Consider the following 23,149-nt stretch of genomic DNA (forward strand, 5'->3'; position numbering starts at 1 on the left):
ATATTTCCACGGGATTTCATAAGGATGGTGTGCATGTATGGCATTACGTGAGGATGCATTGGAATTGCATCGATTACACAAAGGAAAGCTGAGTGTGGTTTCAAAAGTGGCAGTGGCAAACGCCCGTGATCTAAGCCTTGCCTATTCACCCGGGGTGGCGGAACCTTGCAAGGAAATTCACAGTCAGACAGATTTGGTTTACGAATATACCGGCAAGGGAAACCTGGTAGCCGTGGTCAGTGACGGAACGGCTGTATTAGGTTTGGGCAATATCGGTCCGGAAGCGGCGATGCCGGTTATGGAGGGCAAGGCGGTTCTTTTTAAACAGTTTGCCGGTGTGGATGCAGTTCCTCTGTGCCTCAACACGACCGATGTAGACAGAATTGTTGAAACGGTCAAACTGCTGGAACCGACGTTTGGCGGGGTCAACCTGGAAGATATCGCGGCTCCTGCCTGCTTTGAAATCGAAGAACGTCTGAAAAAAGAAATGAAAATCCCGGTGTTTCACGACGACCAGCACGGCACGGCGATCGTAACGCTGGCCGGGTTGATCAACGCGCTGAAGGTGGTCGGCAAGCCGCTGCAGGACATCAAGGTGGTGGCCAACGGTGCAGGGGCGGCCGGCATTGCGATTGTCAAACTGCTTCTCTCGATGGGAGTCCGTCATATCATTATGTGCGACACCAAAGGGGCCATTTATGAAGGACGGCAAGACGGGATGAACGCGATGAAAGCGGAAATCGCGAAAATTACGAATCCGGAAAGACAGGCAGGGACGCTGCAGGAAGTGCTGGCAGGTGCAGATGTGTTTGTCGGGGTGTCGGCCGCCGGATCGGTCACACAGGATATGGTTCGTTCCATGAATCGCGATCCGATTATTTTTGCTATGGCCAACCCGGATCCAGAGATTTTGCCGCAGGATGCGTTGGCGGCAGGAGCAAAAATAGTGGGGACGGGCAGATCCGATTTTCCGAACCAGATCAATAACGTATTGGCGTTTCCGGGGATTTTTCGAGGGGCGCTGGATGTGCGGGCGACTACTATCAATGAAGAAATGAAAATAGCAGCCGCTTACGCCATTGCAGAGTTAATTGCAGATGATGAATTGACGCCCGATTATGTAGTTCCAAGACCGTTTGATGCGCGCATAGCGCCAGCAGTGGCGGCTGCTGTGGCAAAAGCGGCGATGGATACGGGTGTTGCTCAAATCCATTTGGATGTGCAAGATGTAGAACGCAGGACGAAAAGTCTATCGGCAATCAAATAACGGTCCTGATAACAGGTTTTCGTTCCTTGCTTCTGTGAAAACGGCTGTGTTATGATATTTGCAGTTTTTCCAAAGTATAGGAGGAACTGTCATATGTGGACAGTGATATATATCGCAACGGGTGAAAAAGTGGCCGACTCGATCCGACAGAGATTGACCCAGGAAGGGTTTCTTGTCAAACTCCGACAAACCAACATTGCGAAACAGCAGATTGAAATTTTGGTGCCTGAGTCGGAACTGGATGAAGTGCAGGAAGTGTTGAAGGACATTTTGCATTCCTCTCATCTATAAGGCAGAGAGGTGACATCGTGCTAAAAGATCTTTTTCAAAAGAAGCGAAAATACGCAACGATTCCAACAAAAGAATTAACAGATCGGCGAGACAACATTCCGGCGGGGATTATGACCAAATGCAAACAGTGTTCCGAACTGTTGATCAGCCGGGAATTGGAAAAACATCTGAAAACTTGTCCGCGCTGCGGCTATCATTTTCCGATATCCGCGCCGGAGAGGATTTCTTTCACTTTGGATGAAGGCAGTTTTATTGAATATGACAAAGGACTGACTACCGCCGATCCGCTGCAGTTTGCGGATTATCCGGACAAAATCCGGCAGGTGCAGGAAGCGACCGGACTGACGGAAGGTGTGTTGACCGGTCAGGGCACGATCGAAGGTCTGCCGCTTGTGATTGGTGTGATGGATTCCCGCTTTATTATGGGATCCATGGGCTCCGTTGTAGGAGAGAAGATTGCGCGTGCAATTGAACGGGCTATCGAACAGCGGTACCCGGTTGTTTTGTTTGCCGCTTCGGGTGGCGCCCGCATGCAGGAGGGGGTTTTTTCTCTCATGCAGATGGCCAAAACAAGTGCGGCGCTGAATAAACTGAGGCAGGCAGGATTGCTCTACATATCTGTTTTGACACATCCAACAACCGGTGGCGTCAGCGCATCGTTTGCCAGTCTGGGCGATTTGAACATCGCAGAACCGGGTGCGCTGATCGGTTTTGCCGGTCGGCGTGTAATTGAGCAGACGATCCGTCAACAGTTGCCGGAAGATTTTCAGACGGCGGAGTTTCTTTTAAAACATGGGATGTTGGATCTTGTAGTGCATCGTAAAGAAATGAAGCATACACTTGCCAAGATTTTGGACATCCACGCGGGAGGTGTTCGGCGTGGCGAATGATCTGCAGTTCGAAAAGCCGTTGACAGAGCTTCGTGGTAAAATTGAGGAATTACGCAGGTTTACGGAGGAGAAGGGGATCGATTTTTCGGAGGAGATCGCCAAGCTGGAACGGAAGGCGGTCGAATTGGAACAGTCGATCTATGGTGAACTGACCCCGTGGCAGAAAGTGCAGATCGCCCGCCATTCGGAACGGCCGACAACGCTGGATTATATTCGCGGCATGTGCACCGATTTTATTGAGTTGCATGGCGATCGGACATTTGGCGATGATCCGGCGCTGGTAGGCGGCATTGCCAAGCTGAACGGCATGCCTGTCACCATCATGGGCCATCAGAAAGGCCGTGACACAAAAGAAAATATTTATCGTCGGTTTGGCATGCCGGAGCCGGAAGGATACCGCAAAGCGCTTCGATTGATGAAGCAGGCGGAAAAATTCGGCCGTCCGGTTGTTTGTTTTATTGATACATCCGGAGCTTATCCGGGGGTGGCGGCAGAGGAACGGGGGCAAAGTGAAGCGATTGCCCGAAATTTGCTGGAAATGGCGGGGCTTACTGTGCCGATTGTGTGTGTTGTGACTGGGGAAGGCGGTTCAGGGGGCGCACTTGCTTTAGGAGTGGGTGACCGCATTTATATGCTTGAACATGCAGTCTATTCGGTCATTTCTCCGGAAGGAGCCGCCGCATTGCTCTGGAAAGACGCCACGCAAGCGCAGCGTGCAGCCGAAACCATGCGGATTACGGCCCAGGATTTGCACCGGTTTGGAATTGCCGACGGCATTATTGAAGAACCGATGGGCGGCGCACAGAAAAACCCGTCTTTGATGATCGACCGGGTAAAACAGCAAGTGGTGTCTGCGCTTGAAGAATTGGTCGGCATTCCGGCAGACCAGCTGGTGGAAGAGCGCTACAGGAAATACAAAATGATCGGTCAGTATGGGGAGTCGGCACCGGAACCTGATCAAACGGAAGAAAAAGAAGGAATTACGAACTGAAATCGGATTAGGGGGAAGTGTGCTCAAAGGAGGACACTTCTTTTTTTGAATAGGTTACAATAAATGGGAGGTGAACAGATGAAACGTATCGGTGTTCTGACGAGCGGCGGTGATTCGCCGGGCATGAATGCGGCAATCCGCGCGGTGGTTCGAAGTTCCATCTATCATGGGGCGGAAGTGATTGGAATCGAAAGGGGATATCAAGGGCTTATTGAGGGGAAAACCATACCTTTGCAGCTCGGATCCGTCGGCGATATCATTCATCGCGGTGGCACCATTTTACATACGGCCAGGTCGGAAGCGTTTAAAACGAAAGAAGGGCAAGAAACGGCCGTTTCCGTTCTTCGCCAAAATGGGATTGAGGGTTTGGTGGTAATCGGTGGCGATGGATCTTATCGGGGGGCGCATGTGCTGTCCCAACTGGGAGTTGCCACGATTGGACTGCCAGGCACGATCGATAATGATATTGCCTGTACCGATTTTACGATCGGGTTTGATACGGCAGTGAATACAGTCATCGATGCGGTGGACAAGATCCGCGATACGGCCACTTCCCACGAGAGGACATATGTGATCGAAGTCATGGGACGCCATGCTGGGGATATCGCGTTATGGGCGGGAGTAGCGGCCGGCGCGGAGACGATTTTGATTCCGGAAGCGCCTGCCGATCTCGACCGTTTGATCGAGAAGCTGCAGCGAGGGATCGAGCGCGGCAAAAAACATTCCATCATTCTTGTGGCGGAAGGCGCTGGCAAAGGGTTCGACATTGGCCAGTCGATCCAGCAAAAAACGGGCTGGGAAACGCGTGTCACGGTGTTGGGCCACATTCAACGGGGCGGCTCCCCTACCGCATTTGACCGGCTGCTGGCTTCCCGAATGGGGGCGATGGCGGTGGATCTATTGATGAAAGGGGAGAGCGGCAAAGCGGTCGGCATTCAAGGAGGCGTTTTGCGGGCGCATGCGTTTGAACAGGTCGTAACTACGCTGCGCAAGGCCGACTTGTCGCTGTATTCGCTGGCGTCCTTGTTGTCTATTTAGGAACATCGCAAAATTACGGAGGTGCACAATGAGACGTACGAAAATCGTCTGCACAATTGGTCCGGCCAGCGAGTCGGTCGAGGTACTCAGCCAATTGATTCAAAACGGGATGAATGTGGCACGATTGAACTTTTCACACGGCAGCTATGAGGAGCATGCGGCCCGAATTCGAAACATTCGGGCGGCATCACAGGCGACCGGCCGAATGGTGGCCATTCTGCTCGACATTAAAGGACCCAAAATCCGTACCGGTATGATCGAAAACGACCAGGTGGAGCTAAAAACAGGCGATACGATCACGCTCACAACGGAAGAAACATTGGGAAACGCAGAGCGCGTGTCGATTTCCTATCAAGGGCTGCCGGAGGATGTGTCGCCAGGATCCCGTTTGCTGATCGATGATGGGTTGATCGGATTGGTCGTGGAGCAGGTGGAAGGCAACAACATCGTGTGTCGGATCACAAACGGGGGCATTTTGAAAAATCGGAAAGGCATCAACGCACCTGGTGTTCGCTTGCGAATTCCAAGTGTCACTGAGAAAGACATTGCGGATATTAAATTTGGCATCGAACAGGGAGTGGATTTGATCGCCGCTTCGTTTGTCCGGAAAGCGGGCGATGTGTTGGACGTACGGCGGGTGCTGGAAGAAAACAACGGTAAAGCGGACGTGATTGCAAAAATCGAAGCGCAGGAAGCGCTCGATCAACTGGATGAAATTCTGAAAGTGGCGGACGGCTTGATGGTCGCACGGGGAGACTTGGGAGTCGAAATTGCGACAGAAGAAGTACCGCTCTGGCAGAAAATCATGATCGACAAATGCAACCAGGCGGGAAAACCGGTTATCACTGCCACGCAGATGCTTGACTCGATGGAGCGTAATCCACGTCCGACGCGGGCAGAAGCTAGCGATGTAGCGAATGCGATTTTTGACGGAACGGATGCGATCATGTTGTCGGGAGAGACGGCGGCTGGCAAATATCCGGTCCAGGCGGTGGAAACGATGGCCCGGATTGCAGAAAGGGCGGAACAGGCGATGCGTGATAAAATCGTCCCCGCTAAAGAGCGGAACTGGTCGGTGGAGCCAACGGTTACCGATTCGATTTCACAAGCGGTTGCCACCATTGCGCAAAATTTGCAGGCAAAAGCGATTGTTACACCGACACACAGCGGACATACGGCCCGGATGGTGTCAAAATACCGTCCCGACTGTTTGATTATCGCCGTTACGCCGAATCAGGATGTGGCGCGCCGCCTCTGCATTTCGAACGGTGTGTATCCTGTTGTGGTGAAAGAGACAAAAACAACGGACGAGATGCTGGAAATGGCAGTTACGGGGGCCTTGCAGACAGAGTGGGTGAAACGGGGCGATCTGGTCGTGATTACAGCGGGAGTTCCGGTCGGACAGCCTGGCACGACCAATCTGGTCAAGGTTCACACCATTGGGGATGTACTGGCGCGCGGACAAGGAATCGGCAATCGGGCTGTGACAGGCCGCGTTTGTAAAGGAACTCATGTTGATGAACTGCTTGCAAAAATGGAGGCGGGCAGCATTTTGGTGGTTCGGTCAACCGATGCGGAATTGATGCCTGCGGTTGAAAAGGCAGCGGCTGTCGTATCGGAGGAAGGCGGGCTGACCTCTCATTCGGCAGTGGTTTGCCTGTCACTGGGTATTCCCGTGATCGTAGGTGTGGAAAGGGCTGTATCGATTCTGGCTGATGGAGACGTGGTGACGGTTGATGCGGTGCACGGACTTGTTTACAAAGGGCATGCACAGGTTCTGTAAGAGTTGCGAAACCAGAACGATGGGGGGAGAGGGGAGATGAAAGACGGCTGGCATGAAACGGAAGTGCGGGTGAGGTACGCGGATACGGATGCAATGCGAATTGCATACCATGCCAATTACCTGACGTGGTTTGAAATCGGTCGAACCGAATTGATGCGTGATAACGGAGTTCCCTACGGTGAACTGGAGACTCAGTTTGGCATTATGCTGCCGGTAATCGAAAGCCGGTTGTTTTATCACTTGCCGGCCCGGTATGATGATCTGTTGGTGATTCGTACACAGTTGCGGGAGGCAAGGGTCCGTGTTCATTTTGAATATCAAATCATACGACAATCGGATCGCCAGTTACTGGTTAGCGGATATACGATGCATGCTTGGGTAACGCGGGAAATGAAGCCGGTACAATTGCGCAAGGTAGCGCCGGAAATGTCCCGACTGTTCAACGAACTGGTACAAAATCCTGAGTAATCCCGCCAAAAGAGGTGAATCGTTTGTTTCGGTTGCTGTTTCTTCTGTTTGTTATCGTCCCGACAATCGAGATTTTCGTGTTGATTCAGGTAGGGAAGGCGATCGGTGGTTGGCAGACCGTATTTTTGATCCTGTTGACGGCGGTTCTCGGTGCCTACTTGGCCAAATCGCAAGGCAGAGCGACACTTCGTCGACTGCAGATCGAAATGGCCAGCGGACAGCCTCCCGGCAACACGTTGTTGGATGGAATTTGCATATTGGCAGGTGGCGTTCTGCTTCTGATGCCGGGTTTTGTAACCGATCTGATGGGAGTCGTGCTGCTTTTTCCGGTGACTCGGCAGCCGATTAAACGATGGCTCCGTCGATGGCTGGGCGCTCAGTTTGAAAAAGGTACATGGGTCAGCTACCGCCGATTTTAACAGGGCGGTTTAACAGGATGGATTCTTGTTTTTTTGGCAAAATAGGGAAAGCGAAACCGATTCATTTATTCCTTCCTGTGCATTTGTTTCACAGTGTGAAACGTCGGTTCAGTAGACGGGAAAATTTTCTTGTGACATAATTTAGACATATGGTATGATGATTGGCGGATAGCTGGATATTCGTCAATACATAAGAAGGGGGAACGCTCAATGGCATCTTTTGAAAAGTTGGCATTACCCACGGATGGACAGAAAATTTCGGTAGAAAACGGTAAACTGCAAGTTCCCAACAACCCTATTATTCCATTTATTGAAGGGGACGGAACGGGTCCCGACATTTGGGCGGCAGCTTCCCGCGTGTTGGATGCAGCAGTCGAGAAGGCGTATAAAGGCGACAAGAAAATTGCTTGGTTTGAAGTATACGCCGGTGAAAAAGCGTTTGACAAATTTGGCGAGTGGCTCCCAAACGATACACTGACAGCCCTCCGCGAATATATCGTAAGCATTAAAGGACCTTTAACAACGCCGGTTGGTGGCGGTATCCGATCTCTGAACGTGGCGCTTCGCCAGGAGTTGGATCTGTATGTCTGCCTGCGCCCCGTGCGTTATTTTAATGGTGTTCCGTCGCCGGTTAAACATCCGGAACTGGTGGACATGGTGATTTTCCGTGAAAACTCGGAAGATATCTACGCAGGGATTGAATGGCAGGAAGGAACCCCAGAAGTTAAGAAAGTGATTCAATTCCTGCAAAATGAGATGAACGTCAAGAAAATTCGCTTTCCGGAAACGTCCAGCATCGGCATCAAGCCGGTATCCAAAGAAGGTACGGAACGTCTGGTGCGTGCCGCGATCGAGTATGCTCTCAAGCATAAACGTAAGAGCGTAACGATTGTTCATAAAGGAAATATCATGAAGTTTACGGAAGGCATGTTTAAGAATTGGGGCTACGAGTTGGCTGAACGCGAATACGGCGACCGCGTATTTACCTGGGCACAGTATGATCGCATTAAAGACGAAAAAGGTGCGGAAGCGGCAAACAAGGCGCAAGCGGATGCAGAAGCGGCAGGCAAGATTATCGTAAAAGACAGTATTGCAGACGCGTTCCTGCAGCAAATTTTGACCCGTCCGGCTGAATATGACGTGATTGCGACCTTGAACTTGAACGGGGACTACGTGTCTGACGCGCTGGCTGCACAAGTTGGTGGTATCGGTATTGCACCGGGTGCCAATATTAACTATGTGACGGGTCATGCGGTGTTTGAAGCTACACACGGAACGGCTCCCAAATATGCGGGCCAGGACAAGGTGAACCCGGGTTCCGTTTTACTGTCTGGTGTGATGATGTTGGAACACCTCGGTTGGCAGGAAGCGGCTGACATGATTATCCGTTCGATGGAAAAAACGATCAACCAAAAAGTTGTTACCTACGATTTTGCCCGCCTGATGGAAGGTGCAAAAGAAGTCAAGTGTTCCGAGTTCGCAACTGCATTGATCAACAACCTGTAAGAAACCACCTGTAAGGAAAATCGGCGGTTTCTAACAAAGCCGCCGCCATACATAAAAAGGGGGAGACCTTTGATGGCAATCAAACGCAGCAAGATTACAATAGTAGGGGCCGGTTTTACGGGAGCTACGACCGCATTGTTTTTGGCTCAGAAAGAGCTGGGAGATGTGGTTCTGCTCGACATTCCGCAGTTGGAAAATCCGACAAAGGGGAAAGCGCTCGATATGTTGGAAGCGACCCCGGTGCTCGGCGTTGACGCAAACATTATGGGTACAAGCAACTATGAAGATACGAAGGATTCCGACATTGTCATCATTACTGCCGGCATCGCCAGAAAACCGGGCATGAGCCGCGACGATTTGGTTACGACAAACGCAGGAATCGTAAAATCGGTTACGGAGCAAGTGGTCAAATATTCGCCGAACTGCTTCATTATCGTGTTGTCCAATCCGGTTGACGCCATGACATATGTCGCTCACAAAGCATCCGGATTCCCGAAAAACCGTGTGATCGGACAGTCTGGTGTACTCGATACGGCGCGTTTCCGCACGTTCGTGGCACAAGAACTGAACGTTTCGGTTGAAGACGTCACCGGCTTTGTGCTCGGCGGCCACGGCGACGATATGGTTCCGCTCATCCGTTACTCTTTTGCTGGCGGTATCCCGCTTGATAAGCTGATCCCCAAAGACCGCATTGACGCAATCGTAGAACGCACCCGTAAAGGCGGCGGCGAAATCGTGAATCTGCTCGGCAACGGCAGCGCGTATTATGCGCCTGCTGCATCACTGGCCCAAATGGCGGAAGCGATTTTGAAAGATAAGAAGCGGATTCTTCCTTCTATCGCCTTCTTGGAAGGAGAATATGGTTATCAAAATCTGTACATGGGTGTACCGACCCTGTTGGGTGCAAACGGCATCGAGAAAGTATACGAACTGGAACTGACTGCGGAAGAGAAAGCCGCACTCGACAAATCGGCCGAATCGGTCCGCAATGTCATGAAAGTAGTTGGCTAAAATTTCGACCGAAATGAAACTCTCTGGCGTAATAAACGTCAGAGAGTCAGGTTACAACAAACTCCCGAGTTTTCAAAAGAAACAAGGGAGTTTGTCTTCAGTCTGAGAGGGCATTCGCCCTCCAATGAAATTTCAGTTCTCTACTCTACAAGGAATTATCTGACCTCTTATAGAAGATGTATGTACGTCCTCAAAAGGGGTGGGAGACACGCCGTTTGATATCCAAGTAGGATTCATCGACCTGAGAGATATACAATCCGACACGGACGCATATCGCAAAGCTGTTGAACAAATGCAAAGACTGAAGCAACAAGGACTAGAAGTAGCCCGCTATGACATCAACGTAAAAGACAGAGATGTGGTATGGGTAGCGTAGAATCTCCGAGTGATGCTTGGGGATTTATTACATATAAAGGCATTTCCTTTTAACAACAAACCCCTTTTAGTCTCCCGGTTAATACCGGGAATTTTTTGGGGGGAAGGAAGTTCATGTCCTTAATTCCTGAATCCTTTTCTTAACGCCTTCTATGCTAAGTCCTTCAAAACTCGAAAATCCTTCTCTTTCTAAAGCACTGGTCTTATTGGTGAGTGGGTTAACCGGGTACAGACCCTGCCACACACCTACGATACTATAAAAGTTTGTATTCGCAATGGGCTGCAGGAAGAAGATATAGTCTTGTTCTGCTAGCGGTCCTGGATAATTTTTGATCAAGGGATCCGGAACTTTTGGCTCTGGTACAAGACCTTGCTGGACGAGTTGAATCGTATTGGGGGCTTTTCCTTTTAGTACGCTATTGACTCGTATTGCTTGCAGGTAATTTACGACTCTCCCTTGGGGTATTATCTGTCTTTTCGGGAAAGCCCGAACCTCTCCTCTAGGGGTCCCGTGAACTACAAGAGTAGCTCGCTTCACAAGATCACGATCAGTTGTAACCCGTGAGATATCGACTTTTAAATCGGATACCGGATTCTTTTCGGCTTTTGCAGGAATCACAAATCCTCCGAGTAAAACTATGACCATAAAAAATTGTATCAGCGTTTTCATTTTCCACCTCAGACAATTGAATCTTCTTACAGAACACCTCTCCTAAATTTTGCAGAATATATGAATTTTATCCGCAATCTCGAAAATATTACGTGTTTCGCCAAAGGATTCGAACCACCAGTTACAGAAAATGAGCAGGACCCGGATGATTCTACGGCATTTTTCTGCAATCTGCTCTTTCACTAGAGTGTAATATTTAACAAATGGGGAACATTATATATGAGGACGTTGCTTTTCAATTTCCCTTCTCTTTCCCCGGATTGAGCCAAGGCGGAACCACCAGGTCTCGTAAAAGGGTTGCATTCCATCGTAAGATTAAGAGAGAGCTATATTTAAAACTTTGACCCATCATTTTCGTCGTCCTCGTCCTCTTCTTCATTTTTCGTTTCAAAACGAGGAATTGTTACCACTTGTGCTGGTTGTTTGCATCTGTCCTCGTTAACATCTCCCAAAATCTCAAGGTTTGCTTTCGCAATTCGCTCCCTAGTCACCGTAACCTGAGTTTTAAGTATAACTTTAAAAACTATAGCATCCTGCTGATCATCTCCATGTGGTATTCCAAGTGGAGGTAATATTCCTTGTACAACAGGTATTGTATTTCGAATATTGTCTTCTGGGCAAATTCCTTTACATTCAAATTCCGTTTGAAATGGCAATACGACAGGACATGAGATTCTGTTATTTATAACTACTATCCCTCGAATAAAACCGGATACAACTGCAATATCTTTCACTAAACTTAAATTAATACTTATGTCTGAAGACTCTCCTGCAATTAATCGAATCGCCTGTTTAATTTCACCGGATGGATCAAGTTTTAATTGCAAGTGACAAGCAGGTATCTTGGCTTCTGCTGTTAAAAACACCGCCCTGGAACATATGACTGACTGAACAAGAATGCACTCATTATAAGAGCCTGAACATGGATTCATCTTCATCTCTCCTTAATTAGGTGTCAGACTATCCTATGATTCAGGCTTTATAATTGAAAGTTGTACTAAAGTTTTACTTTATTTAGAGACTTATCAAAAGAAGCGGATTGTCCGTGAAGTGGGCGCAGTCGGTTGGACCGTTACACAACGATCGGGATTGATATCACCGATTACGGTAGCATTAATCCGAAGCAGTTGTTCACGGCTTACCGTTACCTGAGTACGGACAATCACTTTAAAGGTGACTGTATCGACGGGAAGTCCTCCTACAATGGTTCCATTAGGCGTAATGATTGGTTTTAGTACCCCTTCTATAACAGGTGGAGTCTTTTGTAAGTTATCACCAGGACATGCACCAGGGCAGTCCGTCTCTGTCTGGAATGGAAGGTTAAAGGCTAAGGTTACAGGTGTTGGAAGCCCGACAGTTACCGTTACAGGAACATAACCTGTATCAACTACCTTATCCTGCAGTAAGGTCCCGTTTAGAACGATTCCAGATGAATTTGCTGTAACCGTGATCGGTACAGTCACAGGTCCAGTGATTCCTAATGCCGTTGCTGGCACAGTTAATTCAGCGACTTCCTGTACTAATTTTGTACAAATGACAGAAAAAGCTTTCAAGCAGACTTCTTGTGTCTGAGGTGTGGGGCAAGTAAAATCCATTTTGAAATAACCTCCAAGTTGTGATTTTTTCTTACGATTACAAAATATGCTTAACTTGCAGAAGATTAGATAGACGAGTTTATTAGTTAATGAAAAATAAGAAAAGAGCCTTTAGGTCCACTTTATGGCAAACAAGTACTTTCCTACCTTAGGTGTGGAGGCTTTTTTATTTTAGGGAAAACTGAAACCAAAGGAACCAATAGAAAAACGGTTAAAGAAAAATCATCACTGGGTTAATATATACGAACAAATGCTCCTGTTATAGGTGAGGTTTTAATGCTTACCGATATTTCTCTCCATCAAAAGGAGTAATTGGTCGAACAGAAAAGGGAGTGCTTATGGTATTCCGATCCGCCACGCAAGAACCTGTCAAAACAAGCTCCCAAATATAAACATCATTCTTTTCATCCGGCTTCGTAAGACAGAAGGTGTCAATCAGTTGAGTGACGAACCTCGTGTTAATTGGAGAGTGATCTCATGATTGTCATCATGTGTTCAGAGTGCGGAAAAACCGATTTTTTAAAGGAAACGAAGAAAAGATTGTCTGTTCCGACTGCGGGGCAGAGTACTGAACGGATACGTTCGATTTTCTGCTGGAGGAATTTCAGGTTTTGCAATAATAACATGTCCCATGAGAATAATAGAAAAGGGACCGGCAAAGGGACCCTTTGTTTGACCACATGCCCACACGATGACCACGCAATTAATTCTTGCGGACCAAGTTTCATTAGCGGGTAATCCAATGGATCGTCAAGGCCAACCGTTTGAACTTGCCCCTACCTATGTTTATCTCGCATCCGATGATTCACGTTTCGTGACCGGTCAAACCCTTCATGTTAACGGAGGTCAGGTAATGTCCTCCTGACAACTATCCGACAAGCAGATGGAGTCTATTCGTAAGTATGGTAAAATAACATCATACAGGAACTATCATTCTTGCGAATCGGAGTGACTACATTGAGCGATGCCAAAAAGCTGATCCTGATTGACGGGAACAGTATCACATACCGTGCTTTTTTCGCGCTGCCGCTGTTGACGACGGCCAGCGGCCGTCATACCAATGCGGCATACGGATTTACCATGATGCTGATGCGGCTGTTGCAGGACGAGCGGCCGACGCATGTGGCGGTCGCCTTTGACAAAGGCAAAACTACGTTTCGTCATGAGTTTTTTACAGAGTATAAAGGAACGCGGGACAAAACGCCGAATGAACTTTCCGAACAGTTTCCCATCGTGCGGGAAGTGCTGGATGCGTTTGGCATCACCCATCTGGAAAAAGAAGGGTATGAGGCGGACGACATTATCGGCACGTTAGCCCGGCAGGCAGAGGCTGCCGGTTACGAAACATTGGTCGTATCGGGTGACAAGGACCTGCTGCAGCTTGTGTCCGACCGGGTGCATGCGATTTTAACGCGCAAAGGAATCACCGAGACGGAACTGTACGACATCGCAAAGGTGCAGGAACGGTATGGATTGACACCGCAGCAGATTATCGACCTGAAAGGTCTGATGGGTGACACATCGGACAATATCCCGGGGATTCCCGGTGTCGGTGAAAAGACAGCATTAAAACTGTTGCACGAGTTTGGTTCTGTGGAATCGGTGCTTGCTAATGTGGACAAGGTATCGGGCAAGAAACTGCAGGAAAAAATAATAGAACATCGCGACAAAGCTCTCCTCTCGAAAAAATTGGCCACCATCTTCCGCGAGGTTCCTGTCGACAGCGATCTGGACCGGTTGGCATATGAAGGTTTTCAGGCTTCCCGCCTGCGGGAAACGTTCCGCCAATATGAGTTCAAATCGCTGTTAAACAAGCTGGAAGAGGAACCGGGCGCGGAAATGGCGGTTGATACTCCATCATACGAACTGCCTGTCCGGTTGATTTCCACAGACGAACTGACCGGCGTGCTGGCAGAACTTCCGACGAAGACAGGTGTGTATCTCGATTTCAGCGGCAATTACCAGCAGGCTACTCTGTTGGGCGTTGCGGTGGCGGAAGAAGACCGGGCTTGGTATCTGCCGCTTCCTGATGGCCAGCTGCCGGATGCGTTCAAAACGTTTTTTTCAGATGACAGCAAGGAAAAAATCTTCTTTGATGTAAAATCGGCCGATTATCTGCTGCGTGATTTTGGTGTGGTGTTGAACCGTCGCACGTTTGACGCTTTGCTCGCCGTTTATTTGTTAAACCCGCAGGATGGTACGCCTAAACTGGAAGATGTGATCCGGCGCGAATTAAATTGGGCGTTGCCGTCGTTTGCCAAACCGGACAAGAAGGGCAGCATGCCAACGGTCGAAGAGCGGGCCGGTTTTTGCGGGAAAATTGCGGCGGCGTTAGCCCGTATGCAGTCGAAACTGGCTGCTGAATTGCAGAAACAGGAGCTGTACGATCTGTATCAGGATCTGGAACTTCCGCTTGCCTATGTGCTGGCTGATATGGAGCGACACGGTGTAAAAGTCGATACGGATCGGCTGCGCCAGATCGGCAGTGAATTGAGCGGTAAAATAGAAAGTCTGACGAAAGAAATTTACGAGTTGGCAGGTACCGAGTTTAATATCAATTCCCCGAAACAGTTGGGCGAGATTTTGTTCGACAAAATGGGCTTGCCTACCCAGAAGAAGACGAAAACAGGGTATTCGACCTCGGCTGACGTTTTGGAAAAATTGGCCCCTTACTCCGAGATCGTTCAGAAGATCCTTGATTTTCGACAACTCGGCAAACTGCAGTCGACTTACGTGGAAGGTCTTCTGAAAGTGGTGCGGGAAGATCAGCTTGTCCACACCAGTTTCAATCAGGCTACGACAGCGACCGGACGGCTGTCTTCCACCGAACCGAACCTGCAAAACATCCCGATCCGCATGGAAGAAGGAAGACGCCTGCGGCAGGCGTTTGTGCCGAGCCAACCGGGATGGACCATACTGGCAGCCGACTATTCGCAGATTGAATTGCGGATTTTGGCCCATATTTCGCAGGACCGCACTTTAATTGACGCGTTTGTCAATGGTATGGACATCCATGCCCGCACTGCCAGCGACGTGTTTGAAGTGCCGATTGAGCAGGTCACTTCTGATATGAGGAGAGCGGCGAAAGCGGTCAATTTTGGGATTGTATACGGCATATCCGATTACGGACTGTCACAAAACCTGAACATACCGCGCAAGCAGGCAGCCGAATTTATTGAAAACTATTTCTTGAAATTTCCCGGCGTCAAGCGGTATATGGAAGAAGTGGTGGCACAGGCGCGGAAAGACGGGTATGTGACAACACTGCTCCACCGTCGGCGCTACTTGCCAGATCTGCATGCGTCAAACTTCAATATCCGCAGCTTTGCGGAACGGGCGGCGCAAAACACGAGAGTGCAAGGATCGGCTGCCGACATCATCAAATTGGCGATGATGCAAGTCGCTCGTACGATTGCGGAAAAAGAGCTGAAAAGCTGTATGCTGCTGCAGGTGCATGACGAGTTGGTGTTCGAAGTGCCGGATGATGAGTTGGAGTTGATGAAGCAGTTGGTTCCTGACATTATGGAACATGCGGTCAAGTTGGATGTGCCGCTGAAAGCGGATGTGGCGTACGGCCCGACGTGGTATGATGCGAAGTAGGTCCGTACGGTATCTGCCACGCAGACAAGATGAACGGGACACGTATGCCGAACCGTCCGCATACTCGTGCGAATGACAACGAAAGCCGTTAAACTCACTTCGTTCGGACAAACGGCTTTCGTAAGCCATTCGACTCGTTCGCTCGGCCGCACGTTCATAAATGTCTGCTTTGTCAGGTACTGTCCGGCCCGCATCGTGGTCTCTAAACGCGTCTTCCGTTTAACACGGAATGCCCAGCCTGCTATAAGGCATCGCCCACCGTTCGATTCTGATAGCAGATGCTGTTGGCGAGTGAGCTGGATAATTTTATCGTCTTGGTGAGAGTTTGATAGTGCTTAAAACGGTGTCTGCTATCAGAGCCGATTATTTGGGGCAACGTTAAACTTTTACCTGAAAGGAGCGATCCGTTTGCCCGAACTGCCGGAAGTGGAAACCATTAGACGAAGTCTGGAAGCGCTTGTGGTACATAAGACAATCGGCGACGTGACGGTCAATCTGCCCCGTCTGATTCGAACACCGGACGATGTGGAACAGTTCAAAATCATGCTGCGGCAGCAAACCATTCGCGGCGTTCGCAGACGCGGCAAGTTTTTGCTGTTGGACATCGGTCCGTACACGTTGGTGTCCCATCTGCGCATGGAAGGGCGCTACGGATTGTATCAGACAGGAGAACCGATCGCCAAACATACACATCTGATTTTTCATTTTACGGATGGTACGGAACTGCGCTATCAGGACGTAAGGCAGTTTGGCACGTTCGATTTGCTCCCCGAAAATAACTTGTCAGCCGTACCCGGACTTCGGAAAATGGGGCCGGAGCCGCTGTCAGGCGAATTCACGCCCACCGTCTTGCAGCAGAAATTAAAAAATCGGACCGGCAAGATCAAATCGCTTCTGTTGGATCAAAATTTGGTCGCCGGCATCGGCAACATCTACGCCGACGAAGCTCTGTTCAGGGCGGGTGTTCATCCCGAACGGGAAGCTGGATTGCTCACCAAAGCCCAGATTGAACGGGTATACCGGGCGGTGGTTGATGTTCTTTCCGAATCGGTCAAGTTGGGCGGTTCCTCCGTCAAATCATACGTTAACGGATTTGGCAGTACAGGAAGTTACCAATACCATTTGAACGTGTATGGCCGAAAAGACGAACCCTGTCCAAATTGCGGTACACCCATCAAAAAAAACCGTGTCGGCGGGCGGGGAACCCATTTTTGTCCGAAATGTCAACCGGCCCCCCGCAGCAGACGGTCCCGCTAACGAATTTCCGGTTGTGCCGCACAGGACATTCCCTTTCCTCATAGACTTAGTTAGGCAGCTAGGTAGGATCCACATAGTGGGGGAGGGAAAGCCGGTTTGGTGGCGTTCTTGTCGTTGTTGTTGCTTGCTTTTGCCGTCAGTCTTGATAGCCTGGGGGTAGGCTTTACGTACGGCCTGCGAAAAATCAGGTTTCCCTGGTGGTCGCTCGCCGTAGTGACAATGTTATCCGCCTCGACCATCTTGTTGGCGATGGGGCTGGGTCATTTGCTAATCCAACTGTTCTCGCCGGAAGCGGCCAAACGAGTGGGCGCGGTGATCCTGATCCTGGTCGGCATATGGGCGGTTTACCAGATGTTTAGCCGGAAATCTGACAATACCGATGAACCGAAAAACGTCTCGCCATTGGAACCGCCGGCCGGTACGGAAACCGAGTGGTCGGCCAATCCGTCACCCGGTTCCGGCGCAACCGTTTCGTACGTGTTCCAATTGGAACTGAAAAAAGTGGGGTTGGTCATCCAAATTTTAAAAACGCCTTCCATTGCCGACATGGACCGTTCCGGTTCGATCAGCAGCAGTGAAGCGATTGTACTAGGAATTGCACTGTCGATGGACGGTTTTGGCGCCGGTATAGGAGCGTCTTTGGTTGGATACCCGCCTGTTTTGACAGCGACCACGATTTCACTCATGAGCTTGCTTTTTATTGGTCTGGGATTGAAAATCGGACATATATATGCAGAAACACCATTTGTCCGGAAACTGGCAATTTTGCCGGGAATCCTTTTAATTATGATCGGTATATCTAAACTGTTTTCGTAAGGAGAATTGTTATGATCGCAGGGTTAACAGGCGGCATCGCCAGCGGGAAAAGCACGGTTTCCAAAATGTTCCGGGAACTAGGGGCCCCAATCGTGGATGCCGACATTATCGCCCGTTTAGTGGTGGAACCGGATCGTCCGGCGTGGCAGGGTATCGTGGAAGAATTCGGAACTGAGATTTTGCTGTCAGATCGCACGATTGACCGTACAAAACTGGGAAGCATCATATTTGCAGATGCTTCCCGCCGGGACAAGCTAAACCGGATCGTCCACCCGCGTGTGCGCGAGGAGGCGGCCCGGCAGGTAGAACAATTTTTGCGAGAAGATCCGAAACGCCCGATTCTGCAGGACGTTCCGTTGTTGATTGAGACAGGCCTATACAAACAAATGGACAAAGTGATCGTCGTGTATGTGAATGAGGAGACACAGTTACAGCGCCTGATGCAGCGGGACGGTTCGACGAAAGCGGAGGCCATGCAACGGATTCGGGCCCAGATGCCGATTGAAGAGAAAAAAAAGTTTGCCGATTTTCTGATCGACAACAGCGGTTCCTTGGAAGGAACCCGACAGCAGGTCGAACAAATCTGGGAGGAGTTGAACCGGCTGGCGTGAAAAAAAGGTATCTGCTGGTTGCCGTAATTCTGATTACACTGCTTACCATGTTGGCCTCCAAGCCGATTTTAAAATGGATGTATCCGCTCTACCATTACGATGTGATCCGGGAAAACGGACTGGCGTATAACGTCGATCCGTTGCTGATCGCCGCGATTGTCCATGTCGAGAGCAAATTTCAGGAAACGAACGTATCACGCGCAGGAGCGGTCGGTCTTATGCAGCTGATGCCTGACACGGCGGAATGGATATCCCAACAGTCGGGTATTTTATACCAATCGCAGACCGATTTGGCCCAGCCAGGAGTGAATATCAAGTTGGGAAGCTGGTATGTCGCCTACTTGGAAAAACGTTTCAACGGAAACCGTGTGGCAGCCATTGCGGCGTACAATTCCGGTCCAAACCGAGTCGATAACTGGCTGAAAAGCGGCACGTGGGACGGTACGCTTGAACACCTCGACCAAATTCCGGTTGGCGAAACGCGTCACTACGTACAGCGGGTTCTTTATAATTACGAACGATACAAAGAAATTTACACATAAAGAACCGTCTCCGCGCGATCGTCTTGCGGGAGACGGTTTATTTACTGATTCACTCGCGCATTACCTGTCGTTCTTGCAGGACGCGCAACAGTGTTGGTTGGATACTAAGAGGTGCATCATCAATTTCATCCAGAAAAAAGGTTCTGTTATGTGCCAATTCAAACAGTCTTATTTTGCCCCCCTTCTTTCGCTCCCGTAAAGGAGCCTTCTTCGTATCCAGACAATTCACTTTCGGCCAGGCTCTCGGTTAAACCAGCAAAGTTTACAGGCACAAACGGTTCATTCCGTCGGGGGGAATGTTGATGAATCGCCTGGGCAAATACTTCCTTACCCGTACCGTTTTCTCCCGTAATCAATACAGTAAAATCGCTTTCTGCTAATTTGGCGGCCACATGTTTGGCGAAGGTTATGGATTGACTCACACCGATAATGTTTTGAAAAGTGTACTTTGTAGTTGAACCCAGATGGGCGCTCTTTTTGCGGATTTCCTGTTCGATTCGTTGTACCTTAGTCACGTCCTGAAATGTCACAACCACTCCCAGGAACAGTCCGTCTATCCTGAAAATATCGCTCATTGTAAGACCTTAAAAAGGCAATAAGAAAGTGACCCTTGAGCCGACAAAAAATGGCCAGAGCAGATGACAACCTATTGTTTGAAATAAACAGTAACAATCAGGAGACAGCTGTATTAATCGTAACCGATACGCCTAATGACTCGAGTTTCTTTATAGAGTGCTTAATGATCACGTCGCGTTTTTGTTCCTCATAATAGGTCGGACCAAGTTCGATGTAGGGTTGTTTCCGCTTAAGGATATAGTAGGCCATAGACAATATACTGTGAGCTACAGCAACCGTCGCTCGATTAGCTCCCCGGCGTGTCGCAATTCGGTGATATTGGCTGGATAAGTATGTTCCTTTCGTTCTAGCCGCAGCCTTTGCGGCTTCGACGAGCGTACTTCGAAGCTTCTTGTTCCCTTTGCGCGTTTTTCCTGAAATTCGTTTGCCGGCGCTTTCGTTCTGACCCGGACACAGCCCTGCCCAAGAGCATAAGTGAGCAGCAGAGGGATACTGATCCATGTTCGTACCAATTTCAGCCAATATTGTCTCTGCTGTCCGTATCGCCACGCCGGGGATCGTGTCCAGCAGTGCCAGGTCTTCCTCAAAAGGGAGCATGCGCTCCTTGATTTCTTCATCTAACCTGCCAATCTCTTCGTCCAAATAATCGATGTGCCGGAGCTGGGCACCCAGCATGAGTTTCTGATGCGGTCCCATTAAGCCGTTCAAAGCTCGTTTCAAATCCTCTTTCTTACTTTTCAACTTCCGCTTTGCCAGTTCAGACAAAGTATCCGGATCCGTTTCACCGGCAATCATCGCTTCGATCATGGCGCGTCCGGACTTCCCAAGCACGTTGCTGGCAACCGCGGCAAGCTTGATGTTGGCACCTTCCAATACTTTTTGAATGCGGCTGACCTCTCGAGCACGTTCTTCAATGAGGCTACGGCGATACCGGATCAATTCTCTGAGTTCGCGTTGCTCTCGGTTTGGGATATAGCTGCCTTTTAGGAGGCCGTGCCGGAGTAATCCGGCAATCCATTCCGCATCTTTGACGTCGGTCTTGCGACCAGGAACATTCTTGATGTGTTGAGCGTTCACAACAAGCGCCTCAATATCCTCAAGCTCCAACAAATTGTAGATCGGTTTCCAGAACGGTCCTGTGCTTTCCATAGCGACGTGAGTGCACCCTTTGACCTTGATCCAATCAACGAGCAAGATTAAATCATCGGTCATGGTACCAAACGTTTGGATTTCTTTCCCTTCGGGTGTGATGGTGCAGGCCACAATGTTCTTTTTATGAACGTCAAGTCCGCACACATGGCTATAAACGACGTCCATTCGTAGAATTCTCCTTACGGCGTGCAAGATTGAAGGGCTGGTGCAACAACCACCAAATGGTTATTCTATCCTGCGTGCTTCCAAAATGGAGCAACAATCTGTGGTGCACCTGGTCGTTGGGGTCTGTCTAAAACTCGGGCTCGAAGCACCATTGACTGCCGACCTCCCTTCGCCAGCCGTAAGTAAATGATATCGCATGTGTACCATTTTCATCATCTGATGGTGCCGCGTTAGCGGCATGGAGGTCTAATATGATCGGAACTTTCGAAACAAGCGGAACCAAGTTTCTTATCTATTGGCTAACTCTCGACCTAATCTGACGAAGTCCCGGAAAAATTCGGCAGAATATAAGTGTGCTTTTCCATTGGCAGTTTTAACAGTCGAGCAATGTCAAAAATTGTGGTAAGGTCTAACGGACGCGTTTCCAAATCGATTATTTTTTCTATAGCGGCAGGCACCAACTCTTTCAGTCCGTGAGTGATCGCTACATCGATCTGGTCTTTTTCCGGCAGTTGAATATCGGAGTTTGGTACATAAGGAATGAAATGCAAATGATCAAATCCGAGACGATTCAATAGTTCAACCGTATCATTCACCGTATGAATGCTGTTTGAAACAAAAAGGCATCTTGTCCCCGGTGCAAGATCCATGATTTGCTCCAATTTCGATAATTGAACGGTCCTTCTTGCGAGTAGTACCGGAACTTCGTTTGATAGTTCCGGCAAACTCTCCAACAGACTTTTGGTGGTAACCAGAACCAGTTTGCATGCATTCAAAACTTCCTCACGAAGTTGTTTATGTTCATGGGCGGTATAAATTTGAATTGTTGACTTAAAACAATCCTAAAACTACACCTATAAAGAGTGAAAACCACTTTTTCAACAGATTGATTAAACATACGTTCTGGTTACTTTCGTAGGCTGTATTTGCTATAAAAAATGCAGGCTCCAAAGACGCTTGCATTGTTCCGGTTATTAAAGTTTGGTCAAAAGGCATGCAAAAAGTGCCGCTCTGACAGGAAGCTGATCAATTTCAATATGCTCATTTCCGGCGTGAATGCCTTCACCTGCAGCGCCCAAGCCATCCAGCGTCGGAATTCCTGATGCAGAAGTGAAATTACCGTCACTGCCCCCACCTACTGATTCCTCAGTCAGATGAATACCTAGCTCGGATGCACAAGATTTTGCCAAAATGAACAGCTGCGCGGTCTTGTCTGTCCTTTCCATTGGGGGACGATTGATTCCGCCCGAAATTTGCAAGGAAATCCCTTCAAGATGTGGCTGAATTCCATGAATAACTTCAGTAATCCGATGCCCTTGTTCGATTTGTGATATACGAAGATCCACACCTGGTTCGGCGTGCTCGGCTACCACATTCTCAGTACTTCCGCCCTTTACCACTCCTACGTTAAGGGTTGTTCCTTTTTCATAGTCGGTCAATGAATGCAGGAATAAAATTTGATGAGCCAATTCCTGTATCGCACTGATCCCTTCTTGGTGGTGGTTGCCCGAATGTGCCGCTTTTCCCTTTATTGTGATATGGAACCTGCCCATCCCTTTGCGCGCGGTTTTTAAAGCTCCGCTGCGTGCGGCGGATGGTTCAGGTACAAGTACAGCGGTACTTTTTCAGCTTCCTGCTCAATGAGGGATCGGGACGAGGTGCTGCCAATTTCTTCATCGCTGGTGCATAAGAAAACGATGCGTTTGTTTATAGGGATTCCCAATTCACCGCAAGCTTTTATTGCCCAAAGGGATTGTACGATGCCACCCTTCATATCTAAGATGCCGGGACCAAACGCTTTATTCCCTTCTACTGTATGAGAGCCGACCAACATCCCAAACTGTAACAAAATGAGTAGTAATTAAGATTTGTGAATCGTCAGTCCCATCGCAGAAACGCGGGTGATTCCCGGAATCGCTCTGAGGAATAATTTCAGCTTCAATGTTTAGATGCTTCTTAAACAGTTTTTGAATTTCTTCCCCGCAACGATCTACATTGCTTTTGAATTGGAAGGTGATTCGGCTGCTACGAGCGTATGAAGGTCGTTTAGAATGTCTTGTTGATGTTGTTGTAAATAATTCAATACTTTTTCCATCTGTTGAAGCCCCTTTCTTATGACTGAATGC

General features: G+C 49.0%; 20 protein-coding genes and 3 pseudogenes. 16 read left to right on the forward strand and 7 right to left on the reverse strand.

The features are described from left to right. Window positions 1-37: 37 nt before the first annotated feature. From skT53_RS15365 to mdh, 10 genes are all read left to right on the forward strand, one after another. Complete coding sequence (locus skT53_RS15365; protein WP_200758625.1) at window positions 38-1,267, forward strand: NADP-dependent malic enzyme; 1,230 nt, start codon at window positions 38-40, stop codon at window positions 1,265-1,267. 93 nt (window positions 1,268-1,360) lie between these two features. After that, window positions 1,361-1,558, forward strand: coding sequence for a glutamate decarboxylase (locus tag skT53_RS15370; RefSeq protein ID WP_200758626.1), 198 nt, complete (start codon window positions 1,361-1,363; stop codon window positions 1,556-1,558). A 17-nt stretch (window positions 1,559-1,575) separates the two neighbouring features. After that, a complete protein-coding gene (gene accD / locus skT53_RS15375; protein WP_200758627.1) occupies window positions 1,576-2,448 on the forward strand; it encodes an acetyl-CoA carboxylase, carboxyltransferase subunit beta in 873 nt (290 codons plus the stop codon). Continuing rightward, the gene (locus skT53_RS15380; RefSeq protein WP_200758628.1) at window positions 2,438-3,439 is read left to right on the forward strand and encodes an acetyl-CoA carboxylase carboxyltransferase subunit alpha; all 1,002 of its coding nucleotides are present in this window, start codon (window positions 2,438-2,440) and stop codon (window positions 3,437-3,439) included. Before accD ends, skT53_RS15380 begins: the two co-directional genes overlap by 11 nt. 78 nt (window positions 3,440-3,517) lie before the next feature. Next, window positions 3,518-4,477 (forward strand): 6-phosphofructokinase, encoded by a 960-nt coding sequence (pfkA, locus tag skT53_RS15385; RefSeq protein WP_200758634.1) that lies wholly within the window; start codon window positions 3,518-3,520, stop codon window positions 4,475-4,477. 28 nt (window positions 4,478-4,505) lie between these two features. After that, on the forward strand, window positions 4,506-6,260 hold the full coding sequence (gene pyk, locus skT53_RS15390) for a pyruvate kinase (protein ID WP_200758636.1): 1,755 nt from the start codon (window positions 4,506-4,508) through the stop codon (window positions 6,258-6,260). Between the two features lie 36 nt (window positions 6,261-6,296). Next, window positions 6,297-6,728 (forward strand): acyl-CoA thioesterase, encoded by a 432-nt coding sequence (locus skT53_RS15395; RefSeq protein WP_200758638.1) that lies wholly within the window; start codon window positions 6,297-6,299, stop codon window positions 6,726-6,728. A gap of 23 nt (window positions 6,729-6,751) precedes the next feature. After that, on the forward strand, window positions 6,752-7,147 hold the full coding sequence (locus skT53_RS15400; protein WP_200758640.1) for an FxsA family protein: 396 nt from the start codon (window positions 6,752-6,754) through the stop codon (window positions 7,145-7,147). A gap of 210 nt (window positions 7,148-7,357) precedes the next feature. After that, the gene (gene icd, locus skT53_RS15405) at window positions 7,358-8,653 is read left to right on the forward strand and encodes an NADP-dependent isocitrate dehydrogenase (protein WP_200758642.1); all 1,296 of its coding nucleotides are present in this window, start codon (window positions 7,358-7,360) and stop codon (window positions 8,651-8,653) included. A gap of 72 nt (window positions 8,654-8,725) precedes the next feature. Next, the gene (gene mdh, locus skT53_RS15410; protein WP_200758644.1) at window positions 8,726-9,664 is read left to right on the forward strand and encodes a malate dehydrogenase; all 939 of its coding nucleotides are present in this window, start codon (window positions 8,726-8,728) and stop codon (window positions 9,662-9,664) included. A gap of 487 nt (window positions 9,665-10,151) precedes the next feature. Here the strand turns inward: mdh and skT53_RS15415 are convergent, their stop codons facing one another. The 3 genes from skT53_RS15415 to skT53_RS15425 form a co-directional block, all read right to left on the reverse strand. After that, window positions 10,152-10,709: a hypothetical protein gene (locus skT53_RS15415; protein ID WP_200758646.1), complete on the reverse strand. Its 558-nt coding sequence runs from the start codon at window positions 10,707-10,709 to the stop codon at window positions 10,152-10,154. A gap of 332 nt (window positions 10,710-11,041) precedes the next feature. Then, window positions 11,042-11,641, reverse strand: coding sequence for a hypothetical protein (locus skT53_RS15420; protein ID WP_200758649.1), 600 nt, complete (start codon window positions 11,639-11,641; stop codon window positions 11,042-11,044). A 93-nt stretch (window positions 11,642-11,734) separates the two neighbouring features. Next, on the reverse strand, window positions 11,735-12,304 hold the full coding sequence (locus skT53_RS15425; protein WP_200758651.1) for a hypothetical protein: 570 nt from the start codon (window positions 12,302-12,304) through the stop codon (window positions 11,735-11,737). Between the two features lie 712 nt (window positions 12,305-13,016). On the opposite strand from skT53_RS15425, the pseudogene skT53_RS15430 reads away from it, so the two are divergent. From skT53_RS15430 to skT53_RS15455, 6 genes and pseudogenes are all read left to right on the forward strand, one after another. Then, window positions 13,017-13,169: pseudogene (locus skT53_RS15430) on the forward strand (SDR family oxidoreductase); the annotation flags it as partial. A 92-nt stretch (window positions 13,170-13,261) separates the two neighbouring features. After that, on the forward strand, window positions 13,262-15,904 hold the full coding sequence (polA, locus tag skT53_RS15435; protein ID WP_200758654.1) for a DNA polymerase I: 2,643 nt from the start codon (window positions 13,262-13,264) through the stop codon (window positions 15,902-15,904). Between the two features lie 408 nt (window positions 15,905-16,312). Next, window positions 16,313-17,161: a DNA-formamidopyrimidine glycosylase gene (gene mutM, locus skT53_RS15440; RefSeq protein WP_200758662.1), complete on the forward strand. Its 849-nt coding sequence runs from the start codon at window positions 16,313-16,315 to the stop codon at window positions 17,159-17,161. A gap of 96 nt (window positions 17,162-17,257) precedes the next feature. After that, complete coding sequence (locus skT53_RS15445) at window positions 17,258-17,977, forward strand: MntP/YtaF family protein (RefSeq protein WP_200758664.1); 720 nt, start codon at window positions 17,258-17,260, stop codon at window positions 17,975-17,977. Between the two features lie 5 nt (window positions 17,978-17,982). Then, entirely contained in the window at window positions 17,983-18,588 is a 606-nt protein-coding gene (gene coaE, locus skT53_RS15450) for a dephospho-CoA kinase (protein ID WP_200761018.1), read from the forward strand. Next, complete coding sequence (locus skT53_RS15455; RefSeq protein ID WP_226375247.1) at window positions 18,585-19,130, forward strand: lytic transglycosylase domain-containing protein; 546 nt, start codon at window positions 18,585-18,587, stop codon at window positions 19,128-19,130. Before coaE ends, skT53_RS15455 begins: the two co-directional genes overlap by 4 nt. 55 nt (window positions 19,131-19,185) lie before the next feature. On the opposite strand, the pseudogene skT53_RS15460 reads toward skT53_RS15455, so the two are convergent. The 4 genes and pseudogenes from skT53_RS15460 to skT53_RS15475 all read right to left on the reverse strand — a co-directional run. Beyond that, window positions 19,186-19,687, reverse strand: a pseudogene (locus skT53_RS15460) (sigma 54-interacting transcriptional regulator); the annotation flags it as partial. Between the two features lie 115 nt (window positions 19,688-19,802). Then, window positions 19,803-21,023: an IS110 family RNA-guided transposase gene (locus skT53_RS15465; protein WP_200758666.1), complete on the reverse strand. Its 1,221-nt coding sequence runs from the start codon at window positions 21,021-21,023 to the stop codon at window positions 19,803-19,805. A 311-nt stretch (window positions 21,024-21,334) separates the two neighbouring features. After that, window positions 21,335-21,799, reverse strand: a complete 465-nt coding sequence (locus skT53_RS15470) for a hypothetical protein (protein ID WP_200758668.1) — start codon at window positions 21,797-21,799, stop codon at window positions 21,335-21,337. A gap of 198 nt (window positions 21,800-21,997) precedes the next feature. After that, window positions 21,998-23,118: pseudogene (locus skT53_RS15475) on the reverse strand (M20 family metallopeptidase). Window positions 23,119-23,149: the final 31 nt, after the last annotated feature.

The organism is Effusibacillus dendaii (assembly GCF_015097055.1).
GTDB classification, from domain to species: Bacteria; Bacillota; Bacilli; order Tumebacillales; family Effusibacillaceae; genus Effusibacillus; species Effusibacillus dendaii.